General features: G+C 47.3%; 15 protein-coding genes and 2 riboswitches. Of the genes, 7 read left to right on the top strand and 8 right to left on the bottom strand.

Going from position 1 to position 17,730, the window contains the following annotated elements:
• Nucleotides 1-236 precede the first annotated feature (236 nt).
• The 6 genes from BFJ94_RS25265 to BFJ94_RS00190 all read right to left on the bottom strand — a co-directional run bounded on the left by BFJ94_RS25265 (nt 237) and on the right by BFJ94_RS00190 (nt 5,408).
• Nucleotides 237-1,604 (bottom strand): VWA domain-containing protein, encoded by a 1,368-nt coding sequence (locus BFJ94_RS25265; RefSeq protein ID WP_162944083.1) that lies wholly within the window; start codon nt 1,602-1,604, stop codon nt 237-239.
• A 3-nt stretch (nt 1,605-1,607) separates the two neighbouring features.
• On the bottom strand, nt 1,608-2,702 hold the full coding sequence (locus BFJ94_RS00210) for an AAA family ATPase (protein ID WP_120460075.1): 1,095 nt from the start codon (nt 2,700-2,702) through the stop codon (nt 1,608-1,610).
• Between the two features lie 198 nt (nt 2,703-2,900).
• Nucleotides 2,901-3,260, bottom strand: a complete 360-nt coding sequence (locus BFJ94_RS00205) for a hypothetical protein (RefSeq protein ID WP_120460073.1) — start codon at nt 3,258-3,260, stop codon at nt 2,901-2,903.
• Between the two features lie 145 nt (nt 3,261-3,405).
• Nucleotides 3,406-3,747, bottom strand: a complete 342-nt coding sequence (locus tag BFJ94_RS00200) for a DUF4258 domain-containing protein (protein WP_120460071.1) — start codon at nt 3,745-3,747, stop codon at nt 3,406-3,408.
• A 25-nt stretch (nt 3,748-3,772) separates the two neighbouring features.
• Entirely contained in the window at nt 3,773-4,669 is an 897-nt protein-coding gene (locus BFJ94_RS00195) for a DUF6744 family protein (RefSeq protein ID WP_120460069.1), read from the bottom strand.
• Nucleotides 4,670-4,997: 328 nt separating this feature from the next.
• Nucleotides 4,998-5,408 (bottom strand): hypothetical protein, encoded by a 411-nt coding sequence (locus tag BFJ94_RS00190; RefSeq protein ID WP_120460068.1) that lies wholly within the window; start codon nt 5,406-5,408, stop codon nt 4,998-5,000.
• Nucleotides 5,409-6,576: 1,168 nt separating this feature from the next.
• On the opposite strand from BFJ94_RS00190, the gene BFJ94_RS00180 reads away from it, so the two are divergent.
• Nucleotides 6,577-7,878, top strand: coding sequence for an IS1380 family transposase (locus BFJ94_RS00180; protein WP_009226929.1), 1,302 nt, complete (start codon nt 6,577-6,579; stop codon nt 7,876-7,878).
• A 110-nt stretch (nt 7,879-7,988) separates the two neighbouring features.
• A protein-coding gene (locus BFJ94_RS00175; RefSeq protein ID WP_268238247.1) for an IS3 family transposase occupies nt 7,989-9,139 on the top strand; the annotation gives its coding sequence in 2 pieces (ribosomal slippage) (nt 7,989-8,244 and nt 8,244-9,139; 1,152 coding nt in all).
• Nucleotides 9,140-9,296: 157 nt separating this feature from the next.
• Nucleotides 9,297-9,455, bottom strand: a riboswitch (cyclic di-AMP (ydaO/yuaA leader).
• A gap of 207 nt (nt 9,456-9,662) precedes the next feature.
• Here the strand turns inward: BFJ94_RS00175 and BFJ94_RS00170 are convergent.
• Nucleotides 9,663-10,364 (bottom strand): response regulator, encoded by a 702-nt coding sequence (locus tag BFJ94_RS00170; protein ID WP_120460066.1) that lies wholly within the window; start codon nt 10,362-10,364, stop codon nt 9,663-9,665.
• Nucleotides 10,351-11,919 carry an ATP-binding protein gene (locus BFJ94_RS00165; protein ID WP_120460064.1) on the bottom strand — a complete coding sequence of 523 codons (1,569 nt, stop codon included), beginning with the start codon at nt 11,917-11,919 and terminating at the stop codon, nt 10,351-10,353. The genes BFJ94_RS00170 and BFJ94_RS00165 overlap by 14 nt, the downstream gene beginning before the upstream one ends.
• A gap of 488 nt (nt 11,920-12,407) precedes the next feature.
• Nucleotides 12,408-12,569, top strand: a riboswitch (cyclic di-AMP (ydaO/yuaA leader).
• A gap of 111 nt (nt 12,570-12,680) precedes the next feature.
• On the opposite strand from BFJ94_RS00165, the gene BFJ94_RS00160 reads away from it, so the two are divergent.
• From BFJ94_RS00160 to kdpC, 5 genes are all read left to right on the top strand, one after another.
• The gene (locus BFJ94_RS00160; protein ID WP_120460062.1) at nt 12,681-13,088 is read left to right on the top strand and encodes a hypothetical protein; all 408 of its coding nucleotides are present in this window, start codon (nt 12,681-12,683) and stop codon (nt 13,086-13,088) included.
• Nucleotides 13,089-13,249: 161 nt separating this feature from the next.
• Nucleotides 13,250-13,327 carry a potassium-transporting ATPase subunit F gene (locus BFJ94_RS26175; RefSeq protein ID WP_080612102.1) on the top strand — a complete coding sequence of 26 codons (78 nt, stop codon included), beginning with the start codon at nt 13,250-13,252 and terminating at the stop codon, nt 13,325-13,327.
• A 32-nt stretch (nt 13,328-13,359) separates the two neighbouring features.
• Nucleotides 13,360-15,042: a potassium-transporting ATPase subunit KdpA gene (gene kdpA / locus BFJ94_RS00150; RefSeq protein ID WP_120460060.1), complete on the top strand. Its 1,683-nt coding sequence runs from the start codon at nt 13,360-13,362 to the stop codon at nt 15,040-15,042.
• Nucleotides 15,043-15,055: 13 nt separating this feature from the next.
• Entirely contained in the window at nt 15,056-17,086 is a 2,031-nt protein-coding gene (gene kdpB, locus BFJ94_RS00145; RefSeq protein ID WP_120460057.1) for a potassium-transporting ATPase subunit KdpB, read from the top strand.
• Nucleotides 17,087-17,118: 32 nt separating this feature from the next.
• Nucleotides 17,119-17,727: a potassium-transporting ATPase subunit KdpC gene (gene kdpC / locus BFJ94_RS00140; RefSeq protein WP_054819097.1), complete on the top strand. Its 609-nt coding sequence runs from the start codon at nt 17,119-17,121 to the stop codon at nt 17,725-17,727.
• Nucleotides 17,728-17,730 lie beyond the last annotated feature (3 nt).

The raw sequence follows: 17,730 nt of genomic DNA, 5'->3' as shown, positions 1-17,730 counted from the left end.
ACATTCATCGGCTAGGGCACGCGCTAAAACAAACAACATCAAAGTATCTAGCGAGAGAAAAATCTCATTCTGTTATTTATAGTCGAAAGCATCAATGCTCTTCACACCACTTTTATATTATTTTGATTGCGTTATTTATCTAAATTTATCCAATTACCTAAATTTAGACTTATTTTTCATTCTATTTCCTCCAAGATAGAGAACAGGACAGTTGCTTACCTGCCCTGTTATGTTCATCATATTTCAAACGCCTGATACACTGACTCATCTTCAAATGAAGAAGCTCTTACAATTCGATCTGAGAAACCTTCCACTCCTTGAACAGATTCCCTTCCAAGAAGTAAAGATAAGACCGCCAATCCTTTCTTGTCCTTCAACTCATTCCACGACTTTAGAAAATGCTCGTTCACATGGGATTCGCCGTCTGTCACAAACACAATATCCGCCTGATTAAACCGGCTCTGTTGGATGACTTGACTTGCTACCCTAAGCGGTGGTTCAAAGCTTGTTCCTCCACCCAAAAAAATAGTGGCAAGCTGTATCATATCCTGAACGGTAATTTTTCCACGCTCATAGATTAATGGGGCGGCAGCATGCGAAGAAAATGGAATCCATGCAAAGTCTCTTCTTTGCTTGCGGGCAATACTCATCAAGGCAAGAGCAAATCCTTTGGAGATGGTGTCTTGTCCACTCATGCTTCCGGATTGATCCAGGCACAGGATGATTGGCCCCTTGCCAAGCTGTTCAGGCCCCTTTGTATCATACTGAAGCGTTTGACCCTCGACATATCGGCGTAGGAAATCCATTTTCGTCATGGGGCTGGCGTAGCTCCCAAGTTCCATCGGAAGCAGTTGTTCTATATCATTTCCCTGCTTAATCCCATTACGGTTGATGGCGTCCTTATGCTTCGAGCGCTGTTTCCGATTCGCAATCACTTTCATTCGACCAGCCCATTTCGCAATGTCCTTCATCTTCTTATCATGGCTTAATCTTTCAGCCAGAATCAGTTGATCTTTCAACGGAACCTTTTTCAATTCACTATCTCCGCTTCCAGCCCGCATACCTCCCAAAAGAGATTTCACATTCTCCTTGGCTTCTATTGCTTCCTGTGCAGCTTTGGCAAGCATCTTAGATAGTTCATTGCCGTTTTGATTCAAAGCTGAAGATAAGGCCTCTGACGCTTCCTGTGAAGCTCCCTGCTTTCCCTTCACAAAGTTTTGCAGCGCATTCGCCAAGTCCTGATCCCTTTGCGCTTGTTCCTTCACCCAGCCAAGAACAGTCTCGCTGTACTTTGTTGTTCCAAGTGCAGCGGCCAGATCATCCAGACGAGTAAACTCACGAAACTCCTGATAGCCTTCGTCTGACATGACTCGTTCCATAAGTTGATGATTCATTTCTAGCCCTTCAGGAACTTCTTCCAGCAACTCAGGCTTCATTTTAAAAAGGCCTGCCCACATGTCACCCATTAAAGGTTGGAAAGAGGGAAATAATTTACTTCCCTCTTTACTAACCTCTCTGAGCTTCTCAGACATCTCTAAAAGCTGCCCAAAACGTCTTCGATCATATGAATCTGTGTTTAAAACAGAACCTTTAAGCTCCTTCATCTCCTACACCCCCAACACTTGAGATGCGATATCCGTCAATGACTTTTGAACAAGAGCAATAGCTTGCTCGACTTCTGGTCGGTTCGGATTATCCTTTTGAAGCTTTTTAAGTTCGCTGACTAAGCTCTTGAGCTTTTTCGTACTTTCTACAGCCACATCCGTTGAGTTGTTAGACTGTTCAAGACTCTTCAAGATATCAGCAGCTTCAGTTTTAATCTCTTCCACACGTGTCTTCACCGCATCCTGAGCAAGATTGCGAACGATCTTCGCCACCTTATCACGCTGCTCCGGCTTTTCCCACAGGCTATGCTTGAGAATCATGAGATCCTCAAGTTCTGCATAATCTCTGCCAGCCAATACAGCTTTAGCACGAATCACTGCTAGTACTTGCTTGAATCGGCGATCAGAAGGACGAATGCCTTCATCCATCAGTTCCCTTCTGATCTTGCTCATTGCTTCAAAAACCTCATCAGGGATAGTAACCGTATCACTGAAGAACTGGAGTTCAAATAGTTCATCAATGCTCATATCGGCTGTAGATGGTGCAGAACCTTTCAGCATCGAAATAAAGGATTGATCTTCACCTATATAGTCCACTTCATATCGGAGCAAGAAACGGTCAAACAATGCCTCTAGTCCTTCACCTTCTTCGGGATATTCATTTGAACTTCCGATTAAGGACATTAAGGGAACCTGTGCCGGTGCACCATCGTTGTAGAACACTCGTTCATTGATGAGAGTCAGCAATGCATTCAAAATTGCACTATTGGCCTTGAATATTTCATCAAGAAATGAGGTGTGGGCTTCCGGCAGCTTTCCCGTCGTATTCCGTTTGTACACGCCTTGTTCCAGTTCCTTCAACGAAACAGGGCCGAACAGTTCCTCCGGCGTACTAAAACGAGTCAGCAGCCATTGAAAATAATTTGCTCCTGTAATCCGCTTAGTCAGATCACTTACAAGGGCGCTCTTTCCTGTTCCGGGCGGCCCGATCAACAAAGCATGCTGACGGGCGATCAATGCTACCATCAGCCCCTCAATCACTTCTTCTCGTTCAGAATATTGACTATTTAATGCATTCTGGATATCCTTGATTTTCATTTAGCTACCTCCATTTTTAGATAAAATAAAAAGAGCCAACGCTTCTTATGAAGAAGTCATCAGCTCTTTGTTTTTATAATGTGGGGTCAATCGCAGGAAGTCCAAGATGCCCACGTCAACTCCACATTCAACCTCCGAAAAAATAAAAGCCACGAATCCCGCACGGGAAACTCATGGCTTTTAATAGTGTTTTTGTTTTTACACCGTGACTGGCAACCCGATCCATTCAAGCAGATCGATGGCTTCAGGCACCGGACGACGATTCTGGATGCATTCCAAAACCATTTCATTCACTTCTTCTTCGATGCTCGCGCGGAGCATCAAATCTGACACCGTTTCGCCATCGTCAAAAATGTATTCCGGTATGTTCGTAACCGTCACTGTGTAGATTTCATTCCCGACCTCCACAGTGTAAACTTCCGTTCCGTACCGGAGATGACCAGTTCGTCCGGCCAGTTCAATCGTTTCCGGGATTTTCTCGCGGTACGCTTCCATGGCCATGCGCGAAAACTTCGCCAAGCTGCCGTTCGCAAATATTCCCGCTTTAAGCTTAAACATACGGTTTTCCTCCCTGTTCACCCGAACGGCTGGAAGGGTAAAGTTCCGCGGATGATCAGCCTTGGGTCGTCCGACTTTGGACATGACGATCACACCCCTTTACCCTTTATTATATCCGTTCAGATAAATTTTTGCATTACAAAAATTATTTTCTTCTTTGGAAGTTGTCTCTCCACTCCCCGCTTCGGGGGTCGTATGTCGTTTTCACCGTCCACGATTCTGGATGGACAACATTAAAAACGCATACGACATGGAGCGGACGGTATTGCCCTTTTCCGATTTTAAGAAAATACATCAGAACGATGGTAACATCCGCACCGTCCTGACACCTCTCAATCGGCCATCCGTTCAAGACGGCGTTTCGTATGTCTATTTCGGAGATGCCGCGCTCAATTTGTCTGTGAAGCGCATGTTTGGAAATCACAAGCTTTCCATCTCCCTCTTCAAGCAGTTCAACAAACTTTCTATGCTCAGTTTCGGCATTCATTTCTTTTCTTCTCCTTTCTGGAGAATTACACGGCCATATTCACTAGCGCTTCACCCACTTTCATGCGAAGCGCCGACACCAGACGTTCCATTTCCTCCAGATCGCCGGTGACAATTTCGCGATACTGCGCAAAATCGTTTGCCACCGACCGAGCGTTTTCTATCAACTCTTTCATCTGGCCTTTGGTCAGCTGTCTTTCCGTGCTTTCTTCGCATGCAGCGAGAGTGTCACGGAGATGATCTAACAGCTTGCGTGTCACCATGTTTTTCATATCCATGGTGTTCATTACAGGAACCTTCTCCGCTTCTCCTTTTTCAAGAGATGATACGAATTTGACCAATGCATCCAAGTTGCTCTCAAACTGTGCCGGTATGAAGTAAACACCACCTGATGGTCTAACCGGTGTAGGTGACATACTTTTTAAGACGTTGGTAATCAACGTACGTAGTGTAGTAGAACCATAATTGTTTCGATAAATTTCAAACTGCAACGCAGCATTATTAACTAGTTGCTGCGCCATTGATGAAATATAGCTGGTCTCTACTGTCTCCGTTTTTCGATCTAATACCAGCGCTCCTACGTCTGGAACATATTTTAATCTTCTACCTTTTGTATCCTTGGTTTCGCAAACTAGGTTTCGTTGAACGAAAGTGCTGGTAGAAGCCACCTCTCGGAACATATAGTTTTCATATACTCCTGGTGACACTTCTCTTTTGAATTTTTCACTTGTGGCTCTTCTGAATGCATCCGGTAATCGGATATCCTTCGGCATCCAACCAGCTCCTAATCCAGAATCAACGAGCTTTTGTTTAAGCTCATCAGGGGTAATCAGCATGTTGGATAATGAATTCCAGGTTAAATAACCAATCGCATTCCCTTGGCTGGACGGAACAGCTACAACATCCTTCAAAATTGAATTCACTGAATAGTCCTCCTTGTTTTTTGAAATATAGAAAAACCACCTGAAAGATTAATCAGATGGTTAAATCACTTTTTTATTAGCCTCTTGCATACAGAAGATATGCAACACAGCTGCAATATTCATGTCTGGTCAATTTCCCTAAAATATAAGCATCAAATGCTCTTTCAATCGTATGGGATACTGGTGCTGAATTTACTCTCCAATTTCTTTTCATAACTATTCGCCCCTTAATAAATATAAAAAGCCGATCTCAAGCACAAAGAAGCGTGCGTGAAATCGGCTTTTAAAATGATCTATTCTCTTTACACTCGAAACTGCTTCAAGAGACTTACGATAATTGAACTTGCATTATCTTCTCTGTCAGATCAGAAATGCTTGAGACAATTTGCTTTCTGCCTTCTTCTCTTTCTTTGATATCGTCCAGTAACTCTTGTCCGAAATACATAATTTGCTGAACACTCTGCCAGAAAGGTTGTCCTTTGAGTGCCTGAACATTAATATCAGACTCCGCACCTTTAAAGAAGAAGCTTTGGGTAGCAAGATCAAATCTGACTGTATCACTTACTTGCACATCTTGATCAGCCATTCCCCATACTTCTGTTGCAACATGGGCTGTAACTCCAGCCATTAATTGCAGAAAATCCACAGCACGTTTATGCCGCTTCTTTTCTTCTTGCAAGAAGTTTCCTACAGCTACATCGACATTTTTTCCATTCTTTCCTTTGAACAAATTGAACAATTCAATCATCCTTTCATATTTTATAAATGCAAAAAAGCCGATCTCTGCACAGAATAATCCATGCAAAAATCGGCTTTTAAAAACAGTATCCAAATTTCTAAAGACGCACGCGAATGCGCAAAAGTAAAACTTTTATCAGAGCCTTTCGGTACTCTTCAATCCTTGTCTTCTGCAAACGGAAGTGACGGATCAAGTGAAATTGTCCTGCATTTTTCCTCTCTTCATATCTGGAATTTCCAAATAGAAGCTTACAGGGGAGGTAATAAAACTACTTGTCCTTTCGGGACGACAAGCTCTTGTCTCCAGCAAAATAGGGAGTACAGAGGTACATATAATTACAAAATTATTATAACATTCGCCCTTCATAAATACAATCATATGTTCGCTAAAAAGTCCGCTGAACTCAATAACAGTTATTACTTTTATAATGTATCACGCCTGATGATTAACCACTAAATGGTAGAAAAAGAGCCCGTAACTCGATAAAATGATTGTACCCCTACAAACGCAACCTAAAGGTGACAACGCCATGAAAAAGTCTATCACGATCCAGTTTACCCTTCAATCGATTTTGACAGCAGAAGAAGTCTCAGTCGTAGCTGAAACGGTGGATTACTATGAAAAGTCGCGAAAATTCACATTTACTCCTTACTTTCTGGCAACCACGACTGTCCTAATATTAGACAATACCTCATGTGCAGCTTTATCCCCTCTGCTCAGACATTTTTCGCATTGAACTCCTCTTCATGTACTAGGTCTACATTGTCGTGATGGAGGGCTCCATATTAATTAGGAGGCTGTGGAGGTAAAGGCTTGTAAGAAAGTAAAGAGGCAAAAAAACGCACCATCACATCCTTACTTTCTTGGAATAATGTAATCATATCTGACAACTCTTTATGCTAGAGTCCACTATATACTTACAATTTGGATGTTAGTAAAGCCACGTCTTTTACACTTGTTTTTTTCTCCAAACTAGTTAATATCTTGTTCTCTGTCTCAGGCGTCCAATATATTTTTAACCTATTTTTCGCACGGGTTATCGCGGTATAAAAGATATTATCCTGAATTTCGAAAGTATCGCTTCTTGAAAATATGAAAAGGGCTCCGAATCTTTGGTAGAATGGTGTTTACTTGGAACACTACACCCAAAGAGAGGAGCACCTTATAGGTGAAGTCTACCACAACGATCAGCAAAATTAAAACAGAATTTTCACTACAAAACGCAACGAGCTGCGGCGGCATCAAAATCTTCCTGGCCTTTCTCGAAAAAATCAAACTGCCGGAGGCGATGTGCAGCCTCTCCGGCGGCAAAGCGCGCAACTCCCTCTTCCCCGTTTACCGTATTCTGCTCTATCTCATCGTTGGCTGGATGCTTGGCTGCGAACGGATTTTTCATTTCCGTCGTTTGCAAAGCGACGTGCTGCTGAGGCGCTTTCTCGGCGGCCGCTGCCCGCATCACAGTCTGTTGTACAAGGAATTGATCCGGCTTGGTCGTTTCTGTCCCTCTCTGGTTAACGAACTGCGGAGGCTGAATCAAGAGATCATTCGACCCTGCTTGCCACCTGAGCTGATTCTCGATCTGGATTCCACGGTAGAGACCGTGTATGGCGATCAGTCCGGCGCGGCCAAAGGCACAAATCCACACAAGCCCGGGCGTAAGAGCTATCATCCCCTGCTTGCCTTTGAAGGCCAGAGCCGACTAAACTTGAACGCCGTGCTTCGACCGGGCAATACGCACTCTTCCACCGATGCGGCCGACTTCCTGCGGCAAACCTTTAGACTGCTCGACGAACACAAAGTGAAGTACGCAAGGTTCGACAAAGGCTTTGGCGGTGAAGATTTTTACAGCTTGTGGGAGCAGCACCACATCGGCTATGTCGGCAAGCTGAAATGGACCCAGCGGCTGGCCAAGGAAGTTGGGGCTTGTCGTTACTGGACGCGATATGTCGACGAAGAGTGGATCATCGAAGGTATTTGCTTGATCTACCAAGCGACCTCCTGGAACAAGGCGCGTCGTGTAGCGATCATCCGTAAGGCGCAAGTGTTCGAGGAGGGCCAAGGCCGCATTGTATTCGATTCGGACTGGCAGTACGAAGCCATGGTGACTAATCTGGAATGGGAACCGATCGATTTGTGGCGATTCTACAATCAGCGCTGCTGCATGGAAAATTACATTAAGGAAGCCAAGAACGGGTTTTCCATCGATCGCATTGCGACAGGTGATTTCAAAGCCAATGGTCTGGATCTGCTGATCAAGCTGCTGGCCTACAATTTGTTCGAGCGCTTCAAACGTGACTGCTGTGAGCCAGTCCATCAAGGCTATACGATTGCCCGGTTCCGTCTGGAATTCTTTTATTGCGCCGCAACGCTCATTCGGCATGGTCGCTCTATCCTACTCAAGCTTGCGAGGGACTTTCCCAGCCGTTATGTCTGGAAACGAATCGAGGTTCGAGTGGCGCAGTTAGAATAATGATAAGCAAAATTTTACATGGAAATCAGGACTGCTGATGCTAGACTAAATAGTGGACACCGAGAATCGAGAATGCGACAATAAACCTAGCAAAATCGAGGTGTCCGAAGATGAGTCAGAAATATGACAAAGAGTTTAAAATCCAAACCGTAAAAATGATTCAGGAACAGGGGAAGCCGGTGGCGCAGGTCGCCCGCGAACTGGGGATCAGCGACAACACCCTGTATCGTTGGATGGCGGAATACAAGAAAGACGGCGCACAGGCCTTTCCAGGCAGTGGGCAACTGAAAGCCGACGATAAAGCAATGAGAGATCTTCAGAAACGCCTTCGTGATCTGGAAGAGGAGAACGACATCTTAAAAAAGGCGATGCACTACTTCGCCAAAGACCGGCGCTGATCTATGCCTTCATCCACGATCATCGCTTCAAGTGCCGCGTCTCGAAGATGTGCGAAGCCTTTGAAGTATCCCGAAGCGGCTATTACAAATGGATCCAGCGAAAAGCCAGCAAACGTGAAAAGCGACGTCGCAAGCTGGAGCGGCGGATCCGTCGTATCTTTCTGGAATCCCGTCGATTATATGGAAGCCCCAAAGTAGCAAAAGAACTGCACAAGCAGGGCCTACGAGTGTCCGAGAAAACAGTCGCTCGGATCATGAAGGAGCTAGGTTTACGTTCTCGCACGGTGAAGAAATACAAGGCCACAACCAACTCGAAGCACAACCTGCCTGTTCAAGACAACGTGTTGAACCGCGAGTTTAATCCATCCGCTCCGAACGAGGCCTGGGTGGCTGATATTACGTATATCCCGACCGATGAGGGGTGGCTATACCTGGCAAGCATCATGGACCTGTACAGTCGTAAAATCGTTGGATTTCACATGGATGAGCGAATGACGAAAGAACTCGTGTTAACGGCGCTGGACCGCGCCCACAGCCAGCAGCGACCGTGCGAAGAGGTTCTGCATCATTCGGATCGCGGCAGCCAGTACGCTTCTCATGACTACCAGGCGCGGCTGCGCACCTACAAGATGAAAGGCAGTATGAGCCGCAAAGGGAACTGCTACGATAATGCGTGTATCGAATCGTTTCACAGTGTGCTCAAGAAAGAACTTGTCTACTTGGAGAAGTTCAAAACACGCAAGCAAGCCAAGAAACGCATTTTTGAATATATTACCTGCTTCTACAATGGAAAACGAATCCATTCTGCGATTGGGTATTCTACGCCCAATGAGTACGAACGTATGTACCGATCTGCCGCATAATTTTCTCGATTCTTTGTGTCTACTCTATTGACAGAGGTACACATGCTTGCCACTCTCCCTAAATGTTTTTTTGGGTACGACAAAAAGCCCGAAGAGCAGAGAAACGAAGCTCTCGGGCAGTCTGTTGTCAGTCCATCAGACAAACGCAGCTCGGATACGGTTCTCTCTCAATGCGCTTACGAGGTTAGCTGTCGGGTTAGGGCTTGAGAGTACCCTTTCCAAGTGCCAAGCAGACAAGGAATTCACCCCGTGAAACCATTTAATGGCTTCTGTTGGTTCCCCCGTTTCCCCTTAGGGAATTCAGCGATTCAAATGAATTTGAAGTTGTTGATAGAGATCATACGCTTTTTGCAAGACAATGTAAAAGCCGAATCCAACGCCTATTTTTGATTTTTAGCCTTTTCTCGTGCGCGAAAACGGATGCATCGGACAAAAACTTACGGAGACGGCAATTTTTCTACACGAAGGTCCCGTTCTTACGTTTTTGAACGGAGGATGGACGTAGCCGAGGTAAGCGACTCTGTTACTCCCTGGACAGGAAGCGATAGCCGATCCCCGGCTCCGTCAGAATGAACTTGGGCCGAGTCGAGTCTTCCTCGAGTTTTTTGCGTAGATGTCCGATGTACACCCGCAAATAATGGCTGTCGGTCTCATTGTGGTGGCTGCCCCATACTTGTTGGAGCAGCTGACGCTGCGTGACTACTTTCCCGGCGTTGGAGGCGAGAATTTTCAACAGATCGTATTCTGTTGGGGTCAACTTGATCCGTTCTCCCTTCAACTCCACGCTTCGCTGTGCCAGGTCGATGGTCAGCTCGCCGATCTGGAGGATGGGCTCATTCGACGATTTGGCTACGTGCCGCAGCGCAACACGCATTCGAGCGACGAGCTCTCCCATCCCGAACGGCTTGGTTACATAATCATCGGCGCCGCTGTCGAGCGCGACGATTTTATCTTCCTCCCTGTCTTTTGCCGTCAGCACAATGATCGGCGAATTTGACCATTCCCGGATGCGGCCGAGCACTTCCATGCCGGATATGCCCGGCAACCCGAGATCAAGTATGATCAAGTCCGGCAACATCAAGGATGCCTGTTGGAGGCCCTCCTCTCCTGTCGAGGCTTCGTAGATGGCATATTGATGGGCTTGCAGGGTTACCTTCAGAAGCTTTCGAATTTGGGGTTCATCATCGATGATCAAAATGCGAGCCCCATGTTCATTCATGGTCATGATTCGTGGTTCCCCTTTCTTCAGCTGCTGCAAGCAAGTCGTCTTGCTTGTTTAAGGGAAGGGTTATCGTTACAATGGTCCCTCGCGGTTCCTTCGGCTGCGCCGATATCGTTCCTTCATGAAGCTCGACGATTCCTTTGCATATGGCAAGTCCCAATCCCGTACCGGTTATTTGCTTCGCAGCGGTTGAACGGTAAAACTTTTCGAATATCCGATCGTATTCGTCCTCGTTCAGTCCAATCCCCGTATCGGAGACCGAGATGACAACGCCTGCTTCCCCGGTTTTCACTGACAGGACGATTTCACTATAATCCGGACTGTATTTGATCGCATTGCTCACGACATTGACCAACATTTGCTCTAGCAATACTTCGTCACCCAGGACCATAATGGGCCCGTCATCCGGCAACTCGGTGCGCAGCTTTCGATGTTGTTGAAAGTCTTTGACCTGAGATAACGTGACGCCGATCAAGTCCTCCACATCGCACCAGTTTTTCCTGAGGCGCAGCATCCCGCTCTCCAGCTGCACCATGCTGAGCAGATTCGTCACTAGGCGATTCATACGAAGGGCGTCGTCACGAATCGTGACAAGAAGCTCCATTCGATCCTCTGCAGAGAAAATATGCCCGCCCTCGATCAGACCGGTTGCCGAGCCGATGATGGTTGCCAAAGGGGTGCGTAGTTCATGGGAGACCGAATCCAAAATTGCAGTACGAAGGCGTTCCGACTCTGCTGTTAGATGAGCAATTCGGGCTTCCTCCGCCAGCCTGAGGCGAGCGATTGCGCTGGCCGCCAAGCCTCCGAGAGCCTCGAAGAGCCGCTTTTGCTCGGTTGTGATCCCGGTTCGCGCTTCATTCGGATAGAGCGCGATGATACCATATGTGCGGTCTTCGGTCCGAAGCGGAATAAAATAACCCGGAGATTCGTTCAAACGCGAAATTTCCATTCCGGCCGTCTCGACGTGCTCAAACACTCGCTTTGCGATAGACATTTCCGTATTCTCTTGCCTGCAGTCAGGAAAATCGGCAGACTCATGGGCAAGTTTCAGGGTATTCTGGTCATCCGCCAAATAGATCGCGATTTCTGTGTCAAGGGTCTGCGAAACTTGTCGGGAAAAATTGTCCAGCATGGAATGGATGTCCGCGATCGCGCTCATCTGCTTGCTAAGCGCGTACAACGCAGCTGTGTAAGCTTCCCTTTGCTTGGAAAAGAGGACCTGCTGCTTCAGCTTGGCCGCTAGGCTGGCCGTTAATGCTGCCACCGCCAAATAGACGCCAAATGAAACCAGATAGCGCAAGTCTGATACGGTAAAGCTCAGTACAGGAGGCACGAAGAAGAAATCAAAGGCTAAGACACCCAGGATCGCCGCGTAGAAAGCAGGACGCAGTCCCCCGAAGACGGCATTGAAAAGAACCGGGAGTAAATAGATAAGAGCAATATTGACCAAGTCAAAAGCAAGACCAAACGGTTTTAATACCATGGTCATGAGAGCGATCAGCAAAGTCGTGCTTACGTACGATCGCAACGAAATCCATACCGCATTCCATTTATGCATAGCAAAACACATCCTGCTCTTTTTTGTGTCTCTCCTCTCTAGGTTACTGTAAAAAAAGAGTAAAATAAACCGGTACTGGGCGTAAAAATTTCGTAAAAATGATTGAAAAACCTCAAAATAATGAGTAAATACGAGAAAAATGAAGATCTTCTGCCAGGGTCATGAATTCCCAAACATAAAGCACTCTTTTTAAGCGGATATACAATATGCTTCACTTTACAGTTTTTTTGTCTCGGAGTAACATACGTCCATGAATTGAATTGTTTTTCATTTACAGTTGCTTAATTGTGACTCAGGAACAAGAGGGAACCAACTACGGATCAGTGCTTGTGTGAGAGCAAGTCAACCGGATCCGTAAGGGATGAACTCCCCCGCTTATACTCTTTTCAAAAGTGTGGCCCTTGTAGAGAGAGGATGATGAAGCTTGTGATCGTAAGTTTCGACCACAGTGCTTATGCCTCTGTGGTGTTTCGTGAACATGATAATCATCGTTTCAATCGCTGAATTCTTCAATTAACACGAAGGAGCGGGGGAACCAATCGAAGCCGGTCTTGTCGGCTTCATGGGGTGAATCGCCGGTAAATCCGGCGTAGGGCGACTCTTACGCCCGAATCCGACAGCTAACCTCGTAAGCGTCTTTAAGAGAGGCAACAATTGTCGTGATTAGACACGGTGTTTTTTCGTGCCTAAGAAGCTGACGAAGAGTTCCTCTTCCGAAAGCTTCTTTTTTGTTGCCTGTACCAGGATGGAGGAGATTGGCTATGGAAGCTCAAGATGAGTTTGTACTCGTCTCTGCGCCCAACAAAACCGGGGAGCAGTTTATTAAAGCGTTGCGAATCAAAGGAATACCTTATGCAGCGATTGCCAATAATGAAACAGAGAAGTCGAGATTGACACATTTGGGCGTCAAGCACATCTTAATGGTCGATACTGTAGACCGGGAAACCTGGCTCATTCCAGAGTTACCGGTAGGGAAGGTGTACTTGTTTGAGTCAAGTTTGCCCTTGATTTGCCGATACATTCAGATCTGCCGATCCTGGACAGGCAAGCCGATCTATATCATCACCGGCAGCAACAATGCAAGACTCATCTACAAAGGACTTGGCGCTAGCTATGTCATTTACACCCGCAGCGATGATGTTTCGTTTCTGCTTGATAACGAAAGCTGAATCCATATCAGGCAAACGTACCGGGTACATGCTTGAAGGGAGGGATGATCATTCATGATGGATATCGCAATGATTTTAACACTAGGTGGCGTATATGGATTGTTTTGCTTATTTTTAGCTTGGTGCGGACGAGTTGCAGGTGAATCGGGGGGAGAACGCTCATGATAATAGTTGCTGTTTTTACGGTTTTGATTTTTTTATATCTCGTTTTTGCTTTGGTGAATCCCGAAAAATTTTAATATGATCTGTATATGTTTGAGGAGGGCATGAAATGGCCATTTTGCAACTGGTAGCGGTCATTGTGATTTTAGTTTTTTTGGTCAAACCTTTGGGGGCATACATCTTTCATGTATTTTCCAATGAACCCAACCGGACCGACAAAATATTCGGACCGATTGAAAGGTTGATCTACGGACTGACCGGTTTGAAAAACCGCGCTGAAATGAGCTGGAAACGATACACGCTCAGCTTGATATTGACCAACGTTATTTTGGTGGCGGTCAGTTATTTGATTTTACGCATCCAGAAATGGCTGCCGATCAACCCGAACGGCATCGATAACATGGAGTCAACGCTTTCTTTCAATACGGTCATCAGCTTCATGACGAATACGAACTTGCAGCACTATAGCGGCGAAACGGGTCTGTCCTATTTTTCGCAAATGGCTGTTATTATGATGATGATGTTTACATCAGCGGCATCCGGCATCGTCGTAGCGATCGCGTTCATTCGCGGTTTGACAAGCAAAGGGAAAACGCTCGGCAACTTCTTCACCGATTTTGTCAAAGCGCACACCCGTTTGCTTATCCCGATGGCGATCATCGTGACATTGGCACTAGTTGCGTTGAAAGTGCCGCAAACGCTTAGTCCGACCGTTCAAGCGACTACGCTTGAAGGCGGGACGCAGCAAATCGCGATCGGTCCGGTAGCTTCCCTCGAATCGATCAAGCACTTGGGAACGAACGGGGGGGGATTTATGGGCGTCAATTCATCGCACCCGTTTGAGAATCCGAATCCGCTAACCAATGTTATCGAGATGTTGTCCATGTGGTGCATTCCGGCCGCGCTGACGTATACGTTCGGCAGATTCGCGCGAAATCAAAAACAGGGCTGGGTGATCTTCAGCGCGATGCTCATCTTGTTTGTCTCCTTCCTGTCCATCGTTTATACATCGGAACTGCGAGGGAACCCAGCGCTGAATGCGCTCGGAATCGACGCTTCGCAAGGCAACATGGAGGGCAAGGAAGTTCGGTTCGGTATAGCGCAGTCGGCTTTGTTTACAGCGGTTACGACTGCGGCTACAACAGGTTCGGTCAATAACATGCACGATACGTTGACGCCGCTGGGCGGTCTCGTCCCGCTGGCGCAAATGATGCTGAACTGTGTGTTTGGTGGCGACGGCGTCGGTTTGGTCAACATGCTTATGTACGCAATATTGGGTGTCTTCCTTTGCGGATTGATGGTCGGCCGCACGCCGGAATTTATGGGGCGCAAAATTGAAGCTCGAGAAATGAAACTGGTTGCCATCGCGATTCTCGCTCACCCGCTTATTATTCTTGCGCCTACGGCCATTGCCTTTTTGACGGACTTGGGGAAAGGGGCCATCAGCAATCCCGGCTTCCACGGCATATCGCAGGTGCTTTATGAGTATACGTCTTCCGCCGCGAACAACGGTTCCGGCTTCGAAGGTTTGGCTGACAACACAACGTTCTGGAACGTTTCTACGGGACTTGTCATGCTGTTCGGACGGTACGTTTCCATTGTGGCATTGCTCGGCGTAGCCGGTTCTCTGGCGGCGAAACAATGGGTTCCGGAAACGATCGGAACGTTCCGCACGGACACCAAATTGTTTACGGGTATTCTCGTCGGTATCGTACTGATTATCGGAGCTTTGACCTTTTTGCCCGCCCTTGTTCTCGGTCCGATCGCAGAACATTTGACGCTCCTGAAATAGAAGAGGTGAGATCATGAATACGAAACGAAGAAGCATGTTGTCCGGAGAGATTGTCAAAAAGGCGATCTTGGACAGCTTTATCAAATTAAATCCGGTTGTCATGATGAAAAATCCGGTCATGTTTGTCGTCGAAGCAGGAACGTTCGTCGTGTTGTTAATGACGTTGTTTCCGGGCTACTTCGGTACCGAAGGACGAGTTGGATTTAATCTGGCGGTTTTTCTAATTTTGCTATTTACCGTGCTGTTCGCCAACTTCGCCGAGGCATTGGCTGAGGGCAGAGGAAAAGCGCAGGCCGACACTCTCAAGAAGACGAAAAAAGAAATCATGGCCAATAAAGTGACCGGCAACAGCGTGAAGGTGGTTCCGTCCACGGAACTGCGCAAAGGCGATGTTGTAATTGTCTCGCAAGGGGAGATGATTCCGGGTGACGGGGAGGTCATTGATGGGCTCGCTTCCGTGGACGAGTCAGCCATTACCGGCGAATCCGCTCCTGTCATCAAAGAAGCAGGCGGCGATTTCAGTTCGGTAACCGGCGGCACGCGGGTCGTTAGCGACCGGATAACCGTACGGATTACAAGCGACCCTGGCGAATCGTTCATCGATCGGATGATCGCATTGGTCGAAGGCGCAAAGAGACAAAAAACGCCAAACGAAATCGCGCTGAATACCCTGCTTGTCAGCCTGACCCTGATTTTCCTGATCGTTGTGGTGACATTGGCGCCGATGGCCGATTATCTTGGAATCAAATTGGAGATTCCCGTTCTGATTTCGCTGCTGGTATGTCTCATTCCAACAACGATCGGCGGTTTATTATCCGCAATCGGTATTGCCGGGATGGACCGAGTAACCCGTTTCAATGTACTGGCCATGTCAGGGAAAGCGGTGGAAGCGGCAGGCGACATCGATACGATGATTTTGGACAAAACAGGTACAATCACGTTTGGGAACCGGATGGCCAGCGAGTTCATCGCGGTTGGGGATACGACCGTAGAGACGGTAGCCGAATGGGCAGCCGTCAGTTCAGTGAAGGATGAAACACCCGAAGGCCGATCCGTACTCGAACTCATGAAAAAAGAAGGGTATACGTATCCAACGAATGCGGTTGAAGGTGCGGAATTCATAGAATTTAAAGCGGAAACTCGCATGAGCGGTATCGATTTGCCGAATGGACGAAAAGTTCGCAAAGGCGCGGTTGACGCAGTCAAGGCTTGGGTCAGTGCACAAGGAGGGGTTATTCCCACCGATTTGGAACAAAAAGGGAACGCGATCGCATCGGAGGGCGGAACGCCGCTCGCCGTTGCCGTCGACAATCGAATTTACGGACTCATTTATTTGAAGGATACGGTGAAGCCCGGCATGCGGGAGCGTTTCGATCAGTTGCGAAAGATGGGAATCAAAACGATCATGTGTACAGGAGACAACCCGTTGACAGCAGCGACAATCGCACGAGAGGCCGGGGTGGATGACTTTATCGCCGAGAGCAAGCCGGAAGACAAAATTGCCGTGATCAAGCGGGAACAGGCGGCCGGTAAGCTGGTAGCCATGACCGGAGATGGAACGAACGATGCCCCGGCACTCGCGCAGGCGGATGTAGGACTTGCGATGAACAGCGGCACGACGGCAGCCAAGGAAGCGGCCAACATGGTCGATCTTGACTCCGATCCGTCGAAGATCATTGAAGTCGTAGCGATCGGCAAGCAACTGCTAATGACGCGCGGCGCTCTGACCACCTTCAGCGTGGCGAACGACATCGCCAAATATTTTGCCATTATCCCGGCCATGTTCATGCAGGCGATTCCGGAAATGAACGTATTGAATGTAATGGGACTCGGATCACCAATGTCGGCCATTTTGTCGGCGCTTGTGTTTAATGCGATCATTATCCCGTTGCTTATTCCGTTGGCCATGAAGGGCGTTGCCTACAAACCGATGAGTTCCGCCCAATTGCTCAGCCGGAACCTGCTTATTTATGGATTGGGCGGTGTCATCGCGCCGTTCGTCGGGATTAAATTGATCGACATGGTCGTTCACTTATGGGTGTAGTTGAAACGGAATACAGAGAGGATTGAAATGGAATGAATCATTCAGAGCAGCATGTTCAGGGACTTTCCCGCGGATCTTACTTGTTTTCCATGATTCGGCTCAGTTTGTTGTTCATATTGCTATGCGGAATTGTGTATCCGCTCGTTTGCACCGGCATCGCGCAACTTTTGATGTCAGATCAGGCTAACGGCAGTTTGATCAAAAGCAGCAGCGGAGAAATCATCGGTTCCGAATTAATCGGGCAAAACTTTACCGATCCAAAATATTTTCAAGGCCGGGTCTCCAGCATTGAATACAAAGCGGAAGCCTCCGGTTCCAACAATTACGGGCCATCGAACCCGGACTTGCTGAAAAGGACGGAAGAATCCGTTGAAGCGTGGAAGGCAAACAATCCGGACGTTCCTGTTAGCCAATTGCCGATTGCCTTAATCACGAACTCCGGTTCAGGGCTGGATCCCCATATTACGCCAGAATCCGCCAACGTGCAAATTCCGCGTATCAGCAAGTTGACCGGTTTGTCTTCGAGCGAGCTCGAGAAACTGGTACAAGAACATACCGAAGGACGGGATTTGGGGATTTTCGGGGATCCAAGAGTCAATGTGTTGAAATTGAACATCGCGCTGCGCGAACTTATGAAATAGTTA

Source organism: Paenibacillus aceti, assembly GCF_003614185.1.
GTDB lineage: Bacteria > Bacillota > Bacilli > Paenibacillales > Paenibacillaceae > Fontibacillus > Fontibacillus aceti.
Note: the sequence above shows the minus strand (reverse complement) of the source record. Positions and strands in the feature narration are given on the sequence as shown.